We start from the raw sequence: 16,049 nt of genomic DNA on the forward strand, positions 1-16,049 counted from the left end.
CCATCCTAACAGAACGACCGCCGCGAGTGTTCCCTTCATGACTGTCCAGACACCGCTCCTGATATCGGGGCTCAACGAAATCGCTTCCCAGTATTCCGCCGTTTTGTGCGACGTCTGGGGCGTGCTCCACAATGGTGTCGCGGCAATTCCGGGAGCCCATGAGGCGCTGACGGCATTCCGGCAGGAAACCGGTGGAAAGGTCGTTCTGATCACCAACGCGCCGCGTCCGGCACCGGAAATCCGCGAACAGCTGGCCCGTCTCGGGGTCGCTGATACGGCCTATGACGACATTGTCACCTCCGGCGACGTGACGCAGGAATTGCTGGCAGGTCAGGTGGGAAAATCGATGTATCACATCGGCCCTGATCGCGACTTGCCGCTTTATGACGGCATGGGCTTGAGCTTTTCGGGTGACACCGACGCGGAAGTCGTCAGCTGCACGGGTCTCTTTAACGACGAAAGCGAAACCCCGGACGACTATCGCGACCAGCTCGCCGCCCTCGTCAAACGGGGTGTTCCGATGATTTGCGCGAACCCGGACATTGTCGTGGAGCGCGGCGACAAGCTGATCTGGTGTGCCGGGGCTCTGGCACGCCTCTATGAAGATCTCGGCGGGACTGTTTCAATCCTCGGAAAGCCGCACGCCCCGATCTACGACGCCGCCCAGCGCCGATTGGCGAAGCTTGCGGGTGAGCCGGTCGATCCCACGAAGATTTTGGCAATTGGCGACGGCCTGCCCACAGATATTCGCGGCGCGGTGTCTCAGGATCTCGATGTGCTGTTCATCACCGCTGGCATTCATGCCTCGGACTTCGGCCCGACAGATGCTCCGGACGAGGCTCTCGTTAGACGCCGTCTTCTGGAGGAAGGACTAAGGGCCCGAGCCGCGATACCGCGCCTGGTCTGGTAGGAATACAAAAAGAAAAGCCGCCCAAATGGCGGCTTTTCCGTCCTCTGGACGACTGTGCGGGGTGGTCAGTCGAACAGTTTGTCGATGTCGTCCTGGGCGCTGCCCATAAGATCGTCCACGTCGTTCTGAGACACGCCCTCGCCGGAATGCTGCGGCCCGTGAAGAATGAGTTCGCGTTTGCGAACATCTTCCGCCGTTTCTTCCAGGTCTGCCTCGAACTCTTCCGGAATCCGCAAGCGGCTTACAAAAGCGGACACACGCTCATCAATGAAATTCAGCGTAGAAACCACTTTCGAAATCCGCTGGCCGGTGATGTCCTGGAACGTACAGGCCTCGAAAATCTCGATCATCTTGCCGCTGACAAGGGTCTGATAGGCTTCATGATCGCTCGTATCGGCGCTCATGATCTCCTCGGCAGCTTCCATGATTGTGTTGGTCGCGTCTTCGGTTGCCTCGACGATTGCGTCCAGCTCCCGCCCCGCGTCAGGAATTCGGTTGGACGTCATGTCATTGGCGCGAAGCTGGCAGATTTCCTCTTTCATGCTGGAAATCTCGCGCGCAATCGCCGTCAGCTCTTCGGTAACCGCAGGCTGCACCTTGGAGAGCAAATCATGCATCGAGCCTGACATGACTTCTGCCAGGTGCATCACGTCGGTGAGCGACACATCGCCACCGCGTTTCTTGTTTTCCTCCAGGAAATCAATCACGCGTGACACGCTGTTCTTGCTTATTTGGGCCACAGGCAACCCTTCCTTGCTGCAGGACATCCGCTCGGGATGCCGAACCATCGAATGGCTTGGGCGGAATAACCACCCATGTGTTCAAACGCCATCGAGAGACAGGCCGGGAGAAAGCGGACAGCCAGGCCCGCTTTGTACAAGGCCCGTTTGGTCTCTTAGTCGGAGAACACTGCTTCGATCTTGCCCTTCAGCGTCTGTGCATTGAACGGCTTCACGATGTAGTTGTTCACGCCGGCCTTCTTGGCGGCGATCACGTTCTCCGTCTTGGATTCGGCAGTCACCATGATGAACGGTGTCTTGCTCAATCCGGAATCTGCACGAACCTGCTTGAGCAGCTCGTATCCGGTCATTGGTTCCATGTTCCAATCGGAAATCACCAGACCGTATTTACGCTGTTTCATTTTTTCCAGCGCTTCAGTGCCGTCCGCCGCATCATCGATATCCTCAAAACCAAGCTGCTTGAGCAGGTTGCGGATAATCCGAATCATCGTCTTGTAGTCATCGACCACGAGGACCGGCATTTGAAGATCAAGGGCCATCGTCTACTCCATACTGTCAAGTTGCGCGGCCCTTGGCCTCGGGCCGTGGAGACGCGTTATGACTTTCAAAGGAGAGAGACACTTTCGTGTCCTCACCTCCCCACACTTGAAGCACACTACGCCCAGCACCTGAAAAGACCGTTAATAGCGAATTTTTTTTATTCACCCAAAGCACACTTGCTGATGAAGAACGCGTTGTTTAGCCTTCGCAGCGTCAGGAACAGGGGGATTAATACCAATGGCGATACTCGAATTGAGGAAACTTTGCTTTGAAGATCTTGAAGTCGGAATGAGCGAAAGAATCGTCAAACATGTAAGCTCCTCGGATGTAGTCGGCTTTGCGGAAGTATCCGGCGACAGAAACCCCATACATTTGTCCGAGCATTTCGCCGCGCGCACCCCGTTTAAAACTCGGATTGCCCACGGACTTTACACAGCCAGCCTCATTTCTGCTGTGCTCGGGACACGTCTTCCGGGCCCTGGAGCGATTTATCTCTCGCAAACACTCAACTTCAAGGCGCCTGTCAAGATTGGCGATGACGTAACGGTTGTGGTGCAAGTCGAAGAGCTAATGGAAAAAGGAAATCGCGCGCGTCTTTCCTGTATTTGCAGTGTTGAAGACACGCTTGTCCTTGAAGGCGAGGCGCTGGTTAAGGTGCCACGACGCGATGAAGACCGATCCGGCCTCTGATTCGAACGGGCATGGCTGCCGCTTTGTCGCGCAGCCATGCTTGACCTTTTGGTGTTGAGACGGCAGTTTCCCGGCGTTGAAAAAGAATGGGCCTCTGCCGGATCCCTTCCCCGCCGGGAAAGAATGCCTCAGGCAAGGGCCTTGCTGCCGACAAGGTCCACTTGATGCCGTTTTCCGCCCCGACCGACTTTCTCCATATCACCAGCCTCGACGACATGCCGAGCGAGCTCAAGGGTGGTGTGGTGGCCATCGGCAACTTCGATGGAGTGCATCGCGGCCATCAGGCAGTCCTCAACACGGCGCTGGAGACAGGCAGCACACTTGATGCGCCCGTCTACGCGATGAGCTTCGAGCCTCATCCGCGGAGCTTCTTCAACCCTGCCAATCCCGTATTCCGATTGACGCCTTCAGCACAAAAGGCTTCGGTTCTTGCTGCCTGCGGGCTGAACGGCATTGTGGAGCTGCCGTTTACAAAAGAATTTGCATCCATCGAAGCTGATCACTTCGTCGAGGATATCCTTCTTTCCAAGATGGGCATCCGACATGCCGTGACAGGATATGACTTTCATTTTGGCAAGGCTCGGGCAGGAACGCCCGATTTCCTGCGTCAGGCCGGACAAACTCATGATTTCGGCGTAACCATCGTTGCTCAGGAGACTGACGAAGGCACAGAAACGATTTCCTCGTCCCGCATCAGGGATTGTCTGAAAGCGGGAGAGATCACCCTCGCCAACGCGCTCCTCGGCTATCGCTGGTTCTTTGAATCCAAAGTCCAGCACGGCGACAAGCGCGGGCGCGATCTGGGTTATCCGACCGCCAACCTTCAGCTTGCCGAGAACTGCCCGCTGAAGCACGGCGTCTACGCCGTGCGGGTCGTCCTTGATGACGGCACCGTTTGTGACGGAGTTGCCAGCTACGGACGTCGGCCGATGTTCGACAATGGCGCACCGTTGTTCGAGGTGTTCCTTTTCGACTTCACCGGCGATCTTTATGGGCGCACACTCAAGGTTCACGTCGTTTCGCACTTGCGCGGCGAAGAAACCTTCGACAGCGTGGAAGCCCTGATTGCACAGATGAATCGGGACAGCGATGAGGCACGGGCAATTCTCGCCTCGCTCCACCCGCTCTCTGCGCTTGACCACACGCTGTTTCCGCAGTCCCTTGGCTGACCTGTAACCGGTTCGGGCGCATCGGGATCGCGACATCCGGAACCCGACACCATGCAAGCGCAAAAGATCGAACAAAACAATCTTGCTGCCGTTGGCTTGATGTCCGGCGCGATGCTGTTCATTCCCCTGATGGACATCATCGCCAAGTACCTGTCCACCAGCCTGCCGCCGCTTGAGATCACCTTCGGGCGATTTCTCTTTCAGCTGATTTTTGCGTCGATTGCAATTCTCGTTGTCGGCAATCGCAGCAAGCTGCTCGGCAACCGGCCGGTGATCAATCTCCTGCGCGGCACGCTTCTGGCTCTTGCCTCGCTGTTTTTCTTCACAGCCGTGAAATACATGTCCGTCGCAACCGCGATCTCGATCTTTTTCGTCGAACCCATGATCCTGACGGTTCTGGCCGTTGTGTTTTTGAAGGAGAAGATTGGTGCCCGCCGGATCGGCGCGATCCTTGTCGGGTTCATGGGCGCCTTGATCATTCTGCGCCCCAGCTTTGCAGAAGTAGGCCTGGTCAGTCTCATGCCACTTGTGACGGCGACCCTGTTTTCGGGCTACCTCCTGTTGAGCCGGATGTATGCCAGCTCTGATGGCCTTCTTCCCATTCAGTTCAGCGCCGGACTTGCCGGAACCGTGATCCTGGGGACGGCGCTCATGGTAACGACGTCTTTGGGATTGGAGGGTGCCGAGTTCCTATTGCCTGATCCTTGGCAGCTCGGTTTGCTCTGCATGATCGGAGCCATCTCCTATGTCGGACATGGCCTCGTGGTTCTGGCCTTCCAGCGCGGTGAGGCCGGCTTGCTTGCGCCGCTTCAATATCTTGAGATCGTCAGCGCAACGCTCTTCGGCTATCTCGTCTTTTCCGACTTTCCCGACGGTCTCACCTGGTTCGGCATCGGCTTGATCATCGCAAGCGGGCTTTATATTGCGCATCGCGAGCGGAAACAGTCTGACGCCTGATCAAAGCTCCGCTTGCGAATTGAAAAGGTGCAGCCGACGTTTTCAACCGGCGGCCAATCGCCCCTTTTGGAACAGCACCCGCTGCACCCCGATATAGGCGACAGCGCAAATCGCCAGGAATCCAACCGGAACACCTGTCCATTTTGTAGCACTGCTTCCTGCCGCCGTCAGAAGGACGCAAATGACCAGAAGAGACTTCTCATAGGGCCGCGCACCCTGTTTTTCTGTTTCCGCAAGCCAAAAGGCGATAGGCACAACCAAGAGCGTCAGATCATAAGAGAGCGCAAATGGCGTTGCGAGCAGGCTGAAAGGCACAAGCACCATGACCTTGTCCGCGTAGGAAGCCGAGCTGCGCCAAGCCCAGAAAACCAGAATGCCGGCACCAATTGCAACAAGCCCTTGAAGGATTTGGGCGGGGGCATGCGCAACACCCATGGTGCGCAATCCGGCATAGAAAGAGATCATTTTCTCCCACGGTACCCAGCCTTCCTGCAGCGTCTGCCCGGCCATAGGGATTTGTTCGATAAATGCCAGCCAGGTCTCCTGCCCGAAAACAAGATAGGACAGCCCGGCCAGCGCGAGTGTCGTGACGCCTGCCGATAAAATGGTTATCCAGCGCCGGTCTGCCAACAGGGCGATCGGTATCAGGACGCCCAACTGCGGCTTGACGGTCATCAGACCTATCAAGATGCCTGCAATGACGGCATGCCCCTGCCTGAGGCACAGAAGCGCAAAGCCCAGCAAAGCTGCAAGAAACATCGCATTCTGGCCATGGAACACGCAGTTCATTACGGGAGGAAAGGCGCAGAGCATCAATGCGATGAACCCACTTCCTGTCACCGCCCGGATCATCGCCCACAGGCACACGAGACCCAGACCATTGAACAGGAGAAAACTGACCGAAAAATCAGCCAGACCGAACGGCAAAATCCCCAGCAGGAAGGTCGGGGGATAGAAGAATGAGAAAAAGCTATCCGTCCCGGTCAGCTGATTTTGCAGCCTCTGAAACTCGGCCGTGTCAAAGGGAAGTTCCGGCCGCCCGGCAACGGCTTCTGCTGCTGCGGCCCAAAAGCTTAGGAAATCCGTCAACAACGGCTTTCCCGCACCCGGATTGAACGAGTTGGGAACGAGGAACAGCGCGGCCACGAACAGTCCGCTGGCAAAGAGGTAAAACAGGCTGGCAAAGCGAATGTGGCGCGCGGAAACCCAGTCCCCGGTTTTGAAAGTACTTTGCAGTCGCTGCGAGAAGTTGGATGAATTCATGAGAGGTGTTGGCTCGTAAAATTTTCCGATCTTCGTAGCGGAATGTCGTTACGAAAGGGTCAAGGACCTGCTTTCGGTGATAGTCAAACCTTGTCACACCAGCACCGCAGATCAGGCGTATCTGGAACTGCTGTCATTTCAGGTGCCTGACAGCGTTGGACGGCAGAAAGAGTGTTCGAACCATGTATCGACGGACTTTGCCGAAGGTAAGGGCTTTATTCCATCGCGCGACACTGCTAGTAAACGCGCCATGGATCGCTTCGATACACAGCTGAGCCTGCGAATTCTTGCAGGCATTCGAATTATCGGCCCGGCCGTCGGATAAGGCGCAGCTCATGCGCGCCGCCGAACGACCGGGACCCTTTCTGATGCCTGATGGGCTCCAGCCCATCCTCCTAATTCTTGATGATTGCGCGCCAGTTCGCGCCCACCTGAACGGATCCATTAAGCGATGACCGAGACGACGACCCGCGATTATTCCGAAACGTTGAACCTGCCCAAGACCGAGTTTCCGATGCGGGCTGGCCTACCCAAGAAAGAGCCGGAAATCCTCGCCAAATGGCAGGAGATGGATCTTTACAAGAAGCTGCGCGAGCAATCTGCAGGCCGAGACAAGTTCCTGCTGCATGATGGCCCTCCGTATGCCAATGGCAACATCCATATCGGCCATGCGCTGAACAAGACGCTCAAGAACATGGTCACCCGTTCCATGCAGATGCTGGGTTATGACAGCAACTATGTTCCGGGCTGGGATTGCCATGGCCTTCCAATCGAGTGGAAGATCGAGGAGCAATACCGCGCCAAGGGCAAGAACAAGGACGAAGTGCCGATCAACGAGTTCCGCAAGGAATGCCGTGAGTTCGCCGAGCACTGGATCAATGTTCAGCGCGAAGAGTTCAAGCGTCTGGGCATCGAAGGCGACTGGGACAACCCGTATCTGACCATGCGCTTTGAAAGCGAGGCGATCATCGCCAACGAGCTGATGAAGTTTGCCATGTCAGGCCAGCTTTATCGTGGCTCCAAGCCGGTCATGTGGTCGGTTGTCGAAAAGACCGCACTGGCTGAAGCCGAAATCGAGTATCACGATTACCAGTCCGACCAGATCTGGGTGAAATTCCCGATCGTGGAAGCAGGTGGCACCGATGAAGCTTCCACAGAGCAGCTTCTCGATGCGTCCGTGGTGATCTGGACGACCACACCGTGGACGATCCCCGGCAACCGCGCCGTCTGCTTCTCTTCCAGGATCAACTACGGACTTTATGAAGTCACGCAGGACGGCCTTCCGGAGGATAACTGGGTGCAGAAGGGCGACCTACTGATCCTCGCCGATGCGCTGGCCGCAGACGTGTTCAAGAACGCCCGCATCGAGGACTTCAGGCTTGTTCGGGCCGTTTCGGCCGATGAACTGGGCGCGGCCACCCTTGCCCACCCTTATCGGGAGCTGGACCTTGGCGGCTATCAGTTCGACGTGCCGCTGCTTGATGGTGACCATGTGACGGATGATGCAGGTACCGGCTTCGTTCACACGGCTCCGAGCCATGGCGCGGACGACTTTGAAATCTGGCTGTCCAGCACACGGCTTCTGGAAGACCGTGGCATCGATACGGCCATCCCCTTCACGGTTGCTGACGACGGCTTCTACACCAAGGACGCGCCCGGCCTTGAAGGCAATCAGGTCATCACCCACAAGGGTGAAAAAGGCAAGGCGAACAAGGCGAACATCGATCTTCTCAAGGATGCCGGTGCGCTTATCGGCCTTGGCCGCCTGAAACACCAGTATCCGCATTCCTGGCGTTCCAAGAAACCGATCATCTTCCGCAACACACCACAGTGGTTCGTTTATATGGACCGCGATCTTGCCAAGGATGGAGACACGCTACGCACCCGTGCGCTGAACGCCATCGACAACACGCGCTTCGTGCCGGCAGGTGGACAGAACCGCCTGCGATCCATGATCGAGAACCGTCCGGACTGGGTGCTGTCGCGCCAGCGTGCCTGGGGCGTGCCGATCAGTGTCTTCGTCAATCCCGAGACCGGTGAAGTCCTGAAGGATGAAGCGGTCAACAAGCGTATCCATGATGCCTTTGTGGCCGAGGGTGCCGACGCCTGGTTTGCGGACGGCGCGAAGGAGCGCTTCCTCGGGTCTGACCATGATCATGCCAAGTGGCACATGGTGATGGACATTCTCGATGTCTGGTTCGATTCCGGCTCCACGCACGCGTTCTGCATGGAGCAGCGTGAGGATCTGAACCCCAACCGGGCAGGTCTCGGCGGCAAGGACTATGTGCTCTATCTGGAAGGGTCCGACCAGCATCGCGGCTGGTTCCATTCCTCGCTTCTGGAAAGCTGTGGCACCCGCGGACATGCGCCGTATGATGCGGTCCTGACCCATGGCTTCACCATGGCTGAGGATGGTCGCAAGATGTCCAAGTCCCTTGGCAATCAGGTGTTCCCGCAGGACATCATCAAACAATATGGCGCGGATATCCTGCGCCTTTGGGTGGCTTCTACCGACTATTGGGAAGATCAGCGCCTTGGCGCGGAAATCATCAAGACCAATGTCGACAGCTACCGCAAGCTGCGCAACACGCTGCGCTGGATGCTGGGCTCTCTGGGCCATGCCACCGGTGAGGAAGTCGCGCTGAAGGACATGCCGGAACTGGAGCAGCTGATGCTTCACCGCCTGTCCGAGCTGGACGAGATGGTGCGCAAGGGCTACCGGGATTTCGACTACAAGAAGATCTTCCACCAGCTCTTCACGTTCATGACAGTGGAATTGTCAGCCTTCTATTTCGACATCCGCAAGGACGCGCTTTACTGCGATCCGCAGTCCTCTGTCCGCCGCAAGGCCTCGCTTCAGGTCATCGACAAGCTGTTCAACTGCCTTGTCACCTGGCTTGCCCCGATGCTGCCCTTCACGATGGAGGAAAGCTGGTGGGAGCGTACGGGAGGCGAAGGGTCCGTTCACCTGCAGCAGTTCCCTGACGTGCCTGCCGACTGGCGGAATCCGGAACTCGCGGCGAAGTGGGCCAAGATCAAGACGGTTCGCCGTGTAATCACCGGTGCGCTTGAGATCGAGCGCCGCGAAAAGCGGATCGGCTCGTCTCTCGAAGCCCATCCGGTTGTTCATGTGACCGATGCAGAGCTGATGGCCGCGCTGGAAGGCAAGGACATGGCCGATATCGCAATCACCAGCCAGCTGACATTGACGTCTGAAGCAGCGCCGCAGGGCGCGTTCTCGCTCGATGACACGCCGGGGGTTGCCGTTGTACCGGGCCTCGCCGAAGGACAGAAATGTGCCCGCTCGTGGAAGATCCTGCCGGAAGTTGGCACTGACACCGACTATCCGGACGTGACCTTGCGCGATGCGGACGCCATGCGGGAGTGGGATGCTGCCCACAAGGCCGCTTGAGCGATCAGGTGAACACTTCCGACCCAACCGGACCCGGCTCGAAAGGCTGGGTCTGGGGCCCCGTGAGCGGGCTTGTCCTGATCGTTGCCCTGATCGGTCTCGTGCTGGATCAGGGCAGCAAGCTCTGGCTGCTCTATTCGGTGGATCTCGGCAACACAGGCCCCTATCGCCTTCTGCCGGTGCTCGACATTGTGCTGGTCTGGAACCGGGGCATCTCCTACGGCCTGTTCCAGCAATATAACGATCTCGGTCGCTGGTTGCTGGCTGGACTGACCATTGTCGCAACGGTTGCCCTTTGGGTCTGGTCCGTGCGAATTCATGACCGGTTTGTCGGCCTTGCCTTAGCACTCATCATTGGTGGGGCGCTTGGAAATGGCATTGATCGTGTCTACCACGGTGCGGTGGTGGACTTTGTCTATTTCCATGTCGGAGACTTTTCCTGGTATGTCTTCAATCTTGCCGATGTCTGGATTGTCGCAGGTGTGATCGGTCTTTTGATCGACAGCTTCTTTCGCAGTCCCAATTCCGCCGTAAAATAGCGTTTCATTGCAATCCATGGTAAGGCCATGGTCGTGAAGAGTAAAAAGTAAGGGAGTCTGCGGTGCTGCGGACCGAGATAAAGACAATCAAGAACGTCGTTCTGATGCTCGCCTGCCTCGGACTGGCGGCCTGTCAGGCGGCAGATGGAACGTCCCAGGCACCTGACACGGCGCTGGTCAACAGTATCATGACAGGGCTTGGCGCGGTCGACCCGAATGAAAAGCCGATCGACTACAAGCCGCGAGCACCACTCGCCATGCCGTCGAAAATGGATGCCCTGCCTGCACCTGAAACGGCAGTTGCTGCAAACCAGCAGACCAACTGGCCAACCAAGGAAGTGAATCAGGAGTTCGAGGACCTGAAGAAGGTCTATGCCAAGTCGACCACCGGCAACGAGCGCCTGTCTTCCGAGCAGATGCGCGGTTTCACCATCAGCGGCGTTTCTTCAAAGCAGGACACCGCGCGTGACAAGCGCGAAGCCGAGCTCATCGAAGGTGCGGTCATGACCCGCGAGGAATTGAAGAGCGGCCACAAGCAGGTGACAACCGAGATCGACACCGCCAATAGCCTGCGGCGGCAATACCTGATTGATCCGCCAACCGCCTATAACGAGCCGTCTCCAGACGCCCCGATGCCCAACATCATCAAGGTTGAGAAGCAAAAGGGCGAAAAGTCGGCGCTCGACAACAATCTTGTCGATATGCGCTGCCTTGAAGAGACCGGCGGTGAGTGCCGCAGGTAGTCCAATCCGCCTGATAATCGAGATTCGAAGGGCTCCCTATTCGGGAGCCTTTTTTGTTGGCGGACTGCCTTGGCCGCTTTGATGGGCAAATGACAAACATTTAATGCAGGCTCGTCCCCAAATCGCCCTATATCTGGAAGACAGGTTGTTCTCCTCTTTCAACATCGTATTCGCACAAGCGAGGACAGATGCAGTTTTGCCTCCCCCAATCCCTTTCCAGAACAAGTACGGCCTTCGGTCTGGCGCTCGCCCTCACCGGCTTTGCGTTATCACCGAATGCAGCCTTTGCAAGGGATACAAGCACCCCTAGCCTTTTCGATGTCGCGGCACTGGAATTTGCTCCCGACCTTCGGCAGTTCACACTTGATAACGGACTTCAGATCGTTGTCATCCCGGATCACCGGGCTCCCGTGGCCACACATATGATCTGGTACAAGGTTGGCGCTGCCGATGAACCCGAAGGACAGTCTGGAGTTGCCCATTTTCTCGAGCATCTGATGTTCAAGGGCACGACAAAACACCCGGACGGCGAGTTTTCAAAGACCGTTGCGGAGATTGGCGGCCAGGAAAATGCCTTCACGAGCGCCGATTACACGGCCTATTTCCAGAAAGTCGGTAAGGAACACCTCGCCCTGATGATGGAGATGGAAGCAGACCGCATGCACAATCTCATCCTGACCGACGAGGTGGTCAAGCCGGAGCGCGACGTCGTGCTTGAGGAGCGCCGGTCCAGGGTCGACACCGAACCAGGAGCCCGGCTGGGTGAAGCCTTGAGCGCCATTACCTTCGTGAACCATCCTTACGGCTCCCCGATCATCGGATGGCGAAGCGAGATCGAAGCGCTCAATAAGGAGGCAGCGCTCGCCTTCTATGATCGTTTCTACACACCCAACAATGCAATCCTTGTCGTTGCAGGAGATGTTGAACCTGACGAGGTTCTGGACATGGCCCGCAACACCTATGGCAAGGTGCCGCGTCGGGCCGAGCCCGGCGTCCGCAGCCGCCCGGCTGAACCCCCGCTTGCCGGGTTGAGGCGGACCGAACTTCAGGATCCGCGCGTCACTCAGGAACAGATGTCGCAGATAAGGCTGGTGCCGAGCGATGCTACTGCCGCGGAGCGGGAAGCAGAAGCACTGGAACTGTTGTCCTACATTCTTGGCGGCACCTCAAACAGCCGTCTCTACAAGGCTCTTGTGCTTGACCAGAAGACAGCCCTTGGCGCAGGGAGCTACTATCAGAGTACAGCGCTCGACCACGGCCAGTTCGGTATTTATGCCTCTCCTCGCCCGGACGTTTCTCTTGAGGACATCGAACGCCAGGTCAATGCGGTCATCGATGACCTTTTGGATGGTGGCATTTCGGAAGAAGAGCTTGCCCGGGCCAAGCACAGCATGATCGCCTCGACAATCTACGCTCAGGACAGCCAAAGCTCGCTTGCCCGCATTTTCGGGACCGCACTCACCACGGGTCTCACGGTCAAGGATGTTCAATCCTGGCCCAAGCGCATTCAGGAGGTGACAGCGGATGACGTGATGTCCGTTGCCAAAACCTATCTGGTCAGGGATCCGGTCATCGGATACCTGCGCAAACCCGATAACGACCAAGCCGAAAAGAAGTCCTGATCCATGACCGTTCTTTCAAGAGAAACTCGGCATGCGGCAGCAAGCTTGCTGCTTGGCCTGTTTGCCCTTGTGCTGTTCACACCGCTTGCCAATGCGGTTGAGGTTCAGCGTGTGCTCAGCCCCGGAGGAATTGAGGCCTGGCTGGTGGAGGATCACACGGTTCCCATGATTGCCGCGAATTTCTCCTTCGCAGGGGGAACTGCGCAGGACCCCGAGGGACAGGAAGGACTGACCCGGCTTTTGTCCTCCACGCTGGATGAGGGCGCGGGTGACCTCCCGTCTGCTGCCTTCAAGACAAAAATGGAAGAACTTGCCATTTCGATCAGCTTCAGCGCGGACCGGGATCATTTTTACGGCAACCTTCGCACCCTGACCCCAACGCGAGACGAAGCCTTCGACCTTCTGCGCCTGTCTCTGTCCAGCCCCCGATTTGATCCGGAAGATCTGGAGCGCATCAAGGCCCAGATGCTGACCGGTATTCGGCGTCAGACGCAAGAGCCAGACGCCATTGCAGGCCGCGCTCTGGTCGAGAGCCTTTATCCAGGGCACACCTATGCCCGCGAGAGTGGCGGCACGGAAGAGAGCCTGCCTTTGCTCGGCAAGAACGAGCTGGAAGACTTGCGGAGCAAGATCCTGGCAAGAGATGGCCTGCGTGTCGGTGTGGTGGGTGCAATTGACGCTGCCACGCTGGCCGGTTTGCTGGACAAGACCTTTGGCGAACTGCCCGCCAAAGCAGACCTTGTTCCCGTACCGGACGTTACCCCGGTCATCGGCGAACGGATTGTCAGTGCATTTGATGTGCCGCAGACTACGATCCTGTTCGCGTTTGAAGGGCTGAAACAGGATGATCCCGACTTCCTGACAGCCTTCGTGATGAACCATATTCTAGGTGGCGGCACATTCACATCGTGGCTCTATGACGAAGTGAGAGAAAAGCGCGGTTTGACCTACAGTGTCGGCACCTATCTGGCTCCATATGACCACACGGCGCTCTTGATGGGCTCAGCTTCGACACGTCCTGATCGCGCCGACGAAGCCATCAGCGTCATTCAGGCCCAGTTGGAAAAAATGGCGAGCGAAGGACCGACACAGGACGAGCTGGAGAGCGCCAAGAAGTTCCTGACGGGCTCCTATGCACTGCGTTTCGACAGCTCAGGCAAGATCGCCAGCCAGTTGGTTGGACTGCAGAACAGTGATCTGGGCATCGACTATTTCGAGATCAGAAACTCGTTGGTCGAAGCGGTAACACTGGAAGACGTCCAGCGTGTTGCCAAACGCCTGCTCGCGGACAAGACGCCGACGATTGTCACCGTTGGTCCTGCGCAGGGACAGTAAGCTCTGAAGGGAATTGCTGGGGCAAATACAGATAAGGTTCGCTCCAGCATGCACCGCCCCCTCTGATCAGCAGGACGACACCTGAAACACGTCCGGCACCTTCTTACTTGACTTACGGCGAACCGTTTCACTTCGCCTGAAAACGCTCCAGACTCTTTCAAGCTACATAGATACGAAAAAGGCGGCTGTTCCAGCCGCCTTTTTTATGGTCTCGCGTAAACTTCTGTCTGGCTCTGTCCGAGGGATCTCGGACGCACCGACTATTCTGCAGCCCGCTGCCTGCGCGGCGCGGGGGCCGGAGCGCCCTGCAACACTTCGGCACGGACCGGGCGCGGCGGAGAAAACAGGTTTCCCTGCGCCAGCGAAACGTCGAAATCCAGCAGCTCAAGAACCTGGGATTCTGTCTCTACATGGTTCGGGATCAGTTCCATGCCGTAGCGATGGAGAAGGTCGCCAAAATCGGACGGATGGATATGACCGTGATGCGCATCACGGCGTCCGATCAGATAATCCGCATGCAGCTTGGCGTATTTGAAGCCCTGCTGCGCAAGGGTGCGGAAATCCATCTTCATGTCGGTGATGCCGTCGATGGAGAAGTGGAAGCCGAGATCGGACAGGGCCCGGAGGCTCTCCAGCTCAAGGGCACCCATTTCCGCAACATCGGTCTGACGGAACTCGAAAATCAGCACATCTGCGAAATTCCGGTTGTTGGAGACGAACTCCAGAAAACCGGGAAAGAACGTGTCATCCACCAGCGACAGCGCAGAGATGTTGCAAAACAGCGCCGAGTTCCGGTTTCGCGAGGTCAGTCGACGAATGACCTGAACGGACCGGAACAGAAGCAGATTGTCGATGCGGGCTATCAGGCCTGAGCGAATGGCCTCTGGCAGGAACACAGACGCTTCGATCAGCTCGCCCTGCGAGTCCCGCAGACGTGTGAAAGCTTCATAGAAACGAACCTGGCGCTGCGGCAGGGTCACAATCGGCTGCAGGTGCAGTTCAACACGATTTGCATTCAGCGCAGAATGAATAAGTTCCCGCATGGCGGGATCAGGAGCAGGTTTTCTCGGTGCACTCGGCTCAGGCGCTCTTACCGGCGGCGCTCCGAAATCATCTGACCGATCGGCCATCGGGTCGCGGTGACCCCGGTCTCGGGGAGATTGAGGCTGGAGGCGCGGCCCTGCCCGATCCTCCGAGTGAGGCACCCCATTGTCATATCGCGAGCGATCCGCCGCAAAGTCCTGGCGCGGCTCCGCGCCCCCGCCCCGATACGGCTGCTCCGAATAGTCGGACCCGCCGCGCCCGTGGCCCGGGCCATAGGTTGCCTCGTCATGCCGCGGACGATGATGCTCAAGACCGCGCTGGGGCTGTTGTTGTGGCGGGAAGGCCTGCGGCTCCCGGTAGGAAAGCTGCGGCGCGGTCTGCGCCGGAGGCAAGGCAGGCTGCTCGTCCATGCGGGTTTCAAGATCGGCCATGGCTTCGGCCATCTGTTTGACCAAGGTGCCAAGAACTTCCACTTCGGCGAACAGCGGGTCGATTTCGGATCGGGTCTTGCGCGGGAAGGTCGTCTCGACGCCGGTCAGGCGGCCTTCCAGATTGCCCATGTCCTCATCAAGATCTGCCAACCTGTCTTCCAGACGGTCTACGGCCTCTCCAACCGCGCTGCGGTCCCGGCTGCGGCCAATCAGGAGGTGAACGACAACCATCGTACACAGGAGGGCGAGCGAAAGGGACGCTGCTTCACCGAACGGTCGAGCGAACTGGAACATCATGATAGCCGCAATGGAGGCTGCGATGATGCCCATACAAATTACAATAAAAATGGTCGCGGTGCGCCCCATCGTCACTCAGCACTTTCGCCACGAATCAGATTGCCAGCATTAATAATGCCTTAAACAATTGCAGGTTCCGACTCTGCAGCGGCATTCTGGCCGGGAATGGTTGATTTGTCCCCGACAATAAGCCCTTCTTCGATAAAAATGACGATGTCCATACCAAGAACGTCGGGTTTATTTACTCTGTTTGCAAATACAACCGCGATTTACCCTTTTCAATCAACGCTTGGTGCATTAACGTTATGTTAACGGTCTATCTTCGTTTGCGCTTGGTAATCCCGACGTAATTATAAA

The 16,049-nt window shown here is 57.3% G+C and carries 14 protein-coding genes; 10 read left to right on the plus strand and 4 right to left on the minus strand.

The annotated features are described in order from the left end of the window. Nucleotides 1-37: 37 nt before the first annotated feature. Nucleotides 38-910, plus strand: a complete 873-nt coding sequence (locus F0155_RS11485) for a TIGR01459 family HAD-type hydrolase (RefSeq protein WP_150524659.1) — start codon at nucleotides 38-40, stop codon at nucleotides 908-910. Between the two features lie 65 nt (nucleotides 911-975). Here F0155_RS11485 and F0155_RS11490 read toward each other — a convergent pair whose 3' ends face one another. Together F0155_RS11490 and F0155_RS11495 are read right to left on the minus strand one after the other, a co-directional pair. Continuing rightward, nucleotides 976-1,626: a protein phosphatase CheZ gene (locus tag F0155_RS11490; RefSeq protein WP_208999241.1), complete on the minus strand. Its 651-nt coding sequence runs from the start codon at nucleotides 1,624-1,626 to the stop codon at nucleotides 976-978. Nucleotides 1,627-1,805: 179 nt separating this feature from the next. After that, the gene (locus F0155_RS11495) at nucleotides 1,806-2,189 is read right to left on the minus strand and encodes a response regulator (RefSeq protein ID WP_150524660.1); all 384 of its coding nucleotides are present in this window, start codon (nucleotides 2,187-2,189) and stop codon (nucleotides 1,806-1,808) included. A gap of 238 nt (nucleotides 2,190-2,427) precedes the next feature. On the opposite strand from F0155_RS11495, the gene F0155_RS11500 reads away from it, so the two are divergent. The 3 genes from F0155_RS11500 (at nucleotide 2,428) to F0155_RS11510 (ending at nucleotide 5,006) form a co-directional block, all read left to right on the plus strand. Further along, nucleotides 2,428-2,880, plus strand: a complete 453-nt coding sequence (locus F0155_RS11500; protein ID WP_150524661.1) for a MaoC family dehydratase — start codon at nucleotides 2,428-2,430, stop codon at nucleotides 2,878-2,880. A gap of 164 nt (nucleotides 2,881-3,044) precedes the next feature. Next, entirely contained in the window at nucleotides 3,045-4,049 is a 1,005-nt protein-coding gene (locus F0155_RS11505; RefSeq protein ID WP_150524819.1) for a bifunctional riboflavin kinase/FAD synthetase, read from the plus strand. A 51-nt stretch (nucleotides 4,050-4,100) separates the two neighbouring features. Continuing rightward, nucleotides 4,101-5,006, plus strand: coding sequence for a DMT family transporter (locus F0155_RS11510; protein WP_150524662.1), 906 nt, complete (start codon nucleotides 4,101-4,103; stop codon nucleotides 5,004-5,006). Between the two features lie 42 nt (nucleotides 5,007-5,048). Here the strand turns inward: F0155_RS11510 and F0155_RS11515 are convergent, their stop codons facing one another. Next, the gene (locus tag F0155_RS11515) at nucleotides 5,049-6,269 is read right to left on the minus strand and encodes a glycosyltransferase family 87 protein (RefSeq protein WP_150524663.1); all 1,221 of its coding nucleotides are present in this window, start codon (nucleotides 6,267-6,269) and stop codon (nucleotides 5,049-5,051) included. Between the two features lie 76 nt (nucleotides 6,270-6,345). On the opposite strand from F0155_RS11515, the gene F0155_RS11520 reads away from it, so the two are divergent. The 6 genes from F0155_RS11520 (at nucleotide 6,346) to F0155_RS11545 (ending at nucleotide 13,920) form a co-directional block, all read left to right on the plus strand. Then, entirely contained in the window at nucleotides 6,346-6,594 is a 249-nt protein-coding gene (locus tag F0155_RS11520; protein ID WP_150524664.1) for a hypothetical protein, read from the plus strand. 126 nt (nucleotides 6,595-6,720) lie between these two features. Further along, a complete protein-coding gene (gene ileS / locus F0155_RS11525) occupies nucleotides 6,721-9,681 on the plus strand; it encodes an isoleucine--tRNA ligase (RefSeq protein WP_150524665.1) in 2,961 nt (986 codons plus the stop codon). A gap of 8 nt (nucleotides 9,682-9,689) precedes the next feature. After that, nucleotides 9,690-10,220: a signal peptidase II gene (lspA, locus tag F0155_RS11530; RefSeq protein ID WP_150524666.1), complete on the plus strand. Its 531-nt coding sequence runs from the start codon at nucleotides 9,690-9,692 to the stop codon at nucleotides 10,218-10,220. Nucleotides 10,221-10,282: 62 nt separating this feature from the next. Then, a complete protein-coding gene (locus tag F0155_RS11535) occupies nucleotides 10,283-10,963 on the plus strand; it encodes a hypothetical protein (protein WP_150524667.1) in 681 nt (226 codons plus the stop codon). Nucleotides 10,964-11,151: 188 nt separating this feature from the next. Next, entirely contained in the window at nucleotides 11,152-12,585 is a 1,434-nt protein-coding gene (locus F0155_RS11540; protein WP_150524668.1) for a M16 family metallopeptidase, read from the plus strand. Between the two features lie 3 nt (nucleotides 12,586-12,588). Further along, entirely contained in the window at nucleotides 12,589-13,920 is a 1,332-nt protein-coding gene (locus F0155_RS11545; RefSeq protein WP_150524669.1) for a M16 family metallopeptidase, read from the plus strand. A 260-nt stretch (nucleotides 13,921-14,180) separates the two neighbouring features. On the opposite strand, the gene F0155_RS11550 is transcribed toward F0155_RS11545, so the two are convergent. Beyond that, entirely contained in the window at nucleotides 14,181-15,725 is a 1,545-nt protein-coding gene (locus tag F0155_RS11550) for an EAL domain-containing protein (RefSeq protein WP_208999242.1), read from the minus strand. Nucleotides 15,726-16,049 lie beyond the last annotated feature (324 nt).

The organism is Roseibium sediminis, from assembly GCF_008711325.1.
Classification (GTDB): domain Bacteria; phylum Pseudomonadota; class Alphaproteobacteria; order Rhizobiales; family Stappiaceae; genus Roseibium; species Roseibium sediminis.

Bases quoted from the DNA above. Each gene is read 5' to 3' on its own strand.
- F0155_RS11545 (WP_150524669.1), top strand. From the start codon at position 12,589: ATGACCGTTCTTTCAAGAGAAACTCGGCATGCGGCAGCAAGCTTGCTG.
- F0155_RS11500 (WP_150524661.1), top strand. From the start codon at position 2,428: ATGGCGATACTCGAATTGAGGAAACTTTGCTTTGAAGATCTTGAAGTC.
- F0155_RS11505 (WP_150524819.1), top strand. From the start codon at position 3,045: ATGCCGTTTTCCGCCCCGACCGACTTTCTCCATATCACCAGCCTCGAC.
- F0155_RS11485 (WP_150524659.1), top strand. From the start codon at position 38: ATGACTGTCCAGACACCGCTCCTGATATCGGGGCTCAACGAAATCGCT.
- F0155_RS11495 (WP_150524660.1), bottom strand. From the start codon at position 2,189: ATGGCCCTTGATCTTCAAATGCCGGTCCTCGTGGTCGATGACTACAAG.
- F0155_RS11515 (WP_150524663.1), bottom strand. From the start codon at position 6,269: ATGAATTCATCCAACTTCTCGCAGCGACTGCAAAGTACTTTCAAAACC.
- F0155_RS11550 (WP_208999242.1), bottom strand. From the start codon at position 15,725: ATGGGCATCATCGCAGCCTCCATTGCGGCTATCATGATGTTCCAGTTC.
- F0155_RS11540 (WP_150524668.1), top strand. From the start codon at position 11,152: ATGCAGTTTTGCCTCCCCCAATCCCTTTCCAGAACAAGTACGGCCTTC.
- ileS (WP_150524665.1), top strand. From the start codon at position 6,721: ATGACCGAGACGACGACCCGCGATTATTCCGAAACGTTGAACCTGCCC.
- F0155_RS11510 (WP_150524662.1), top strand. From the start codon at position 4,101: ATGCAAGCGCAAAAGATCGAACAAAACAATCTTGCTGCCGTTGGCTTG.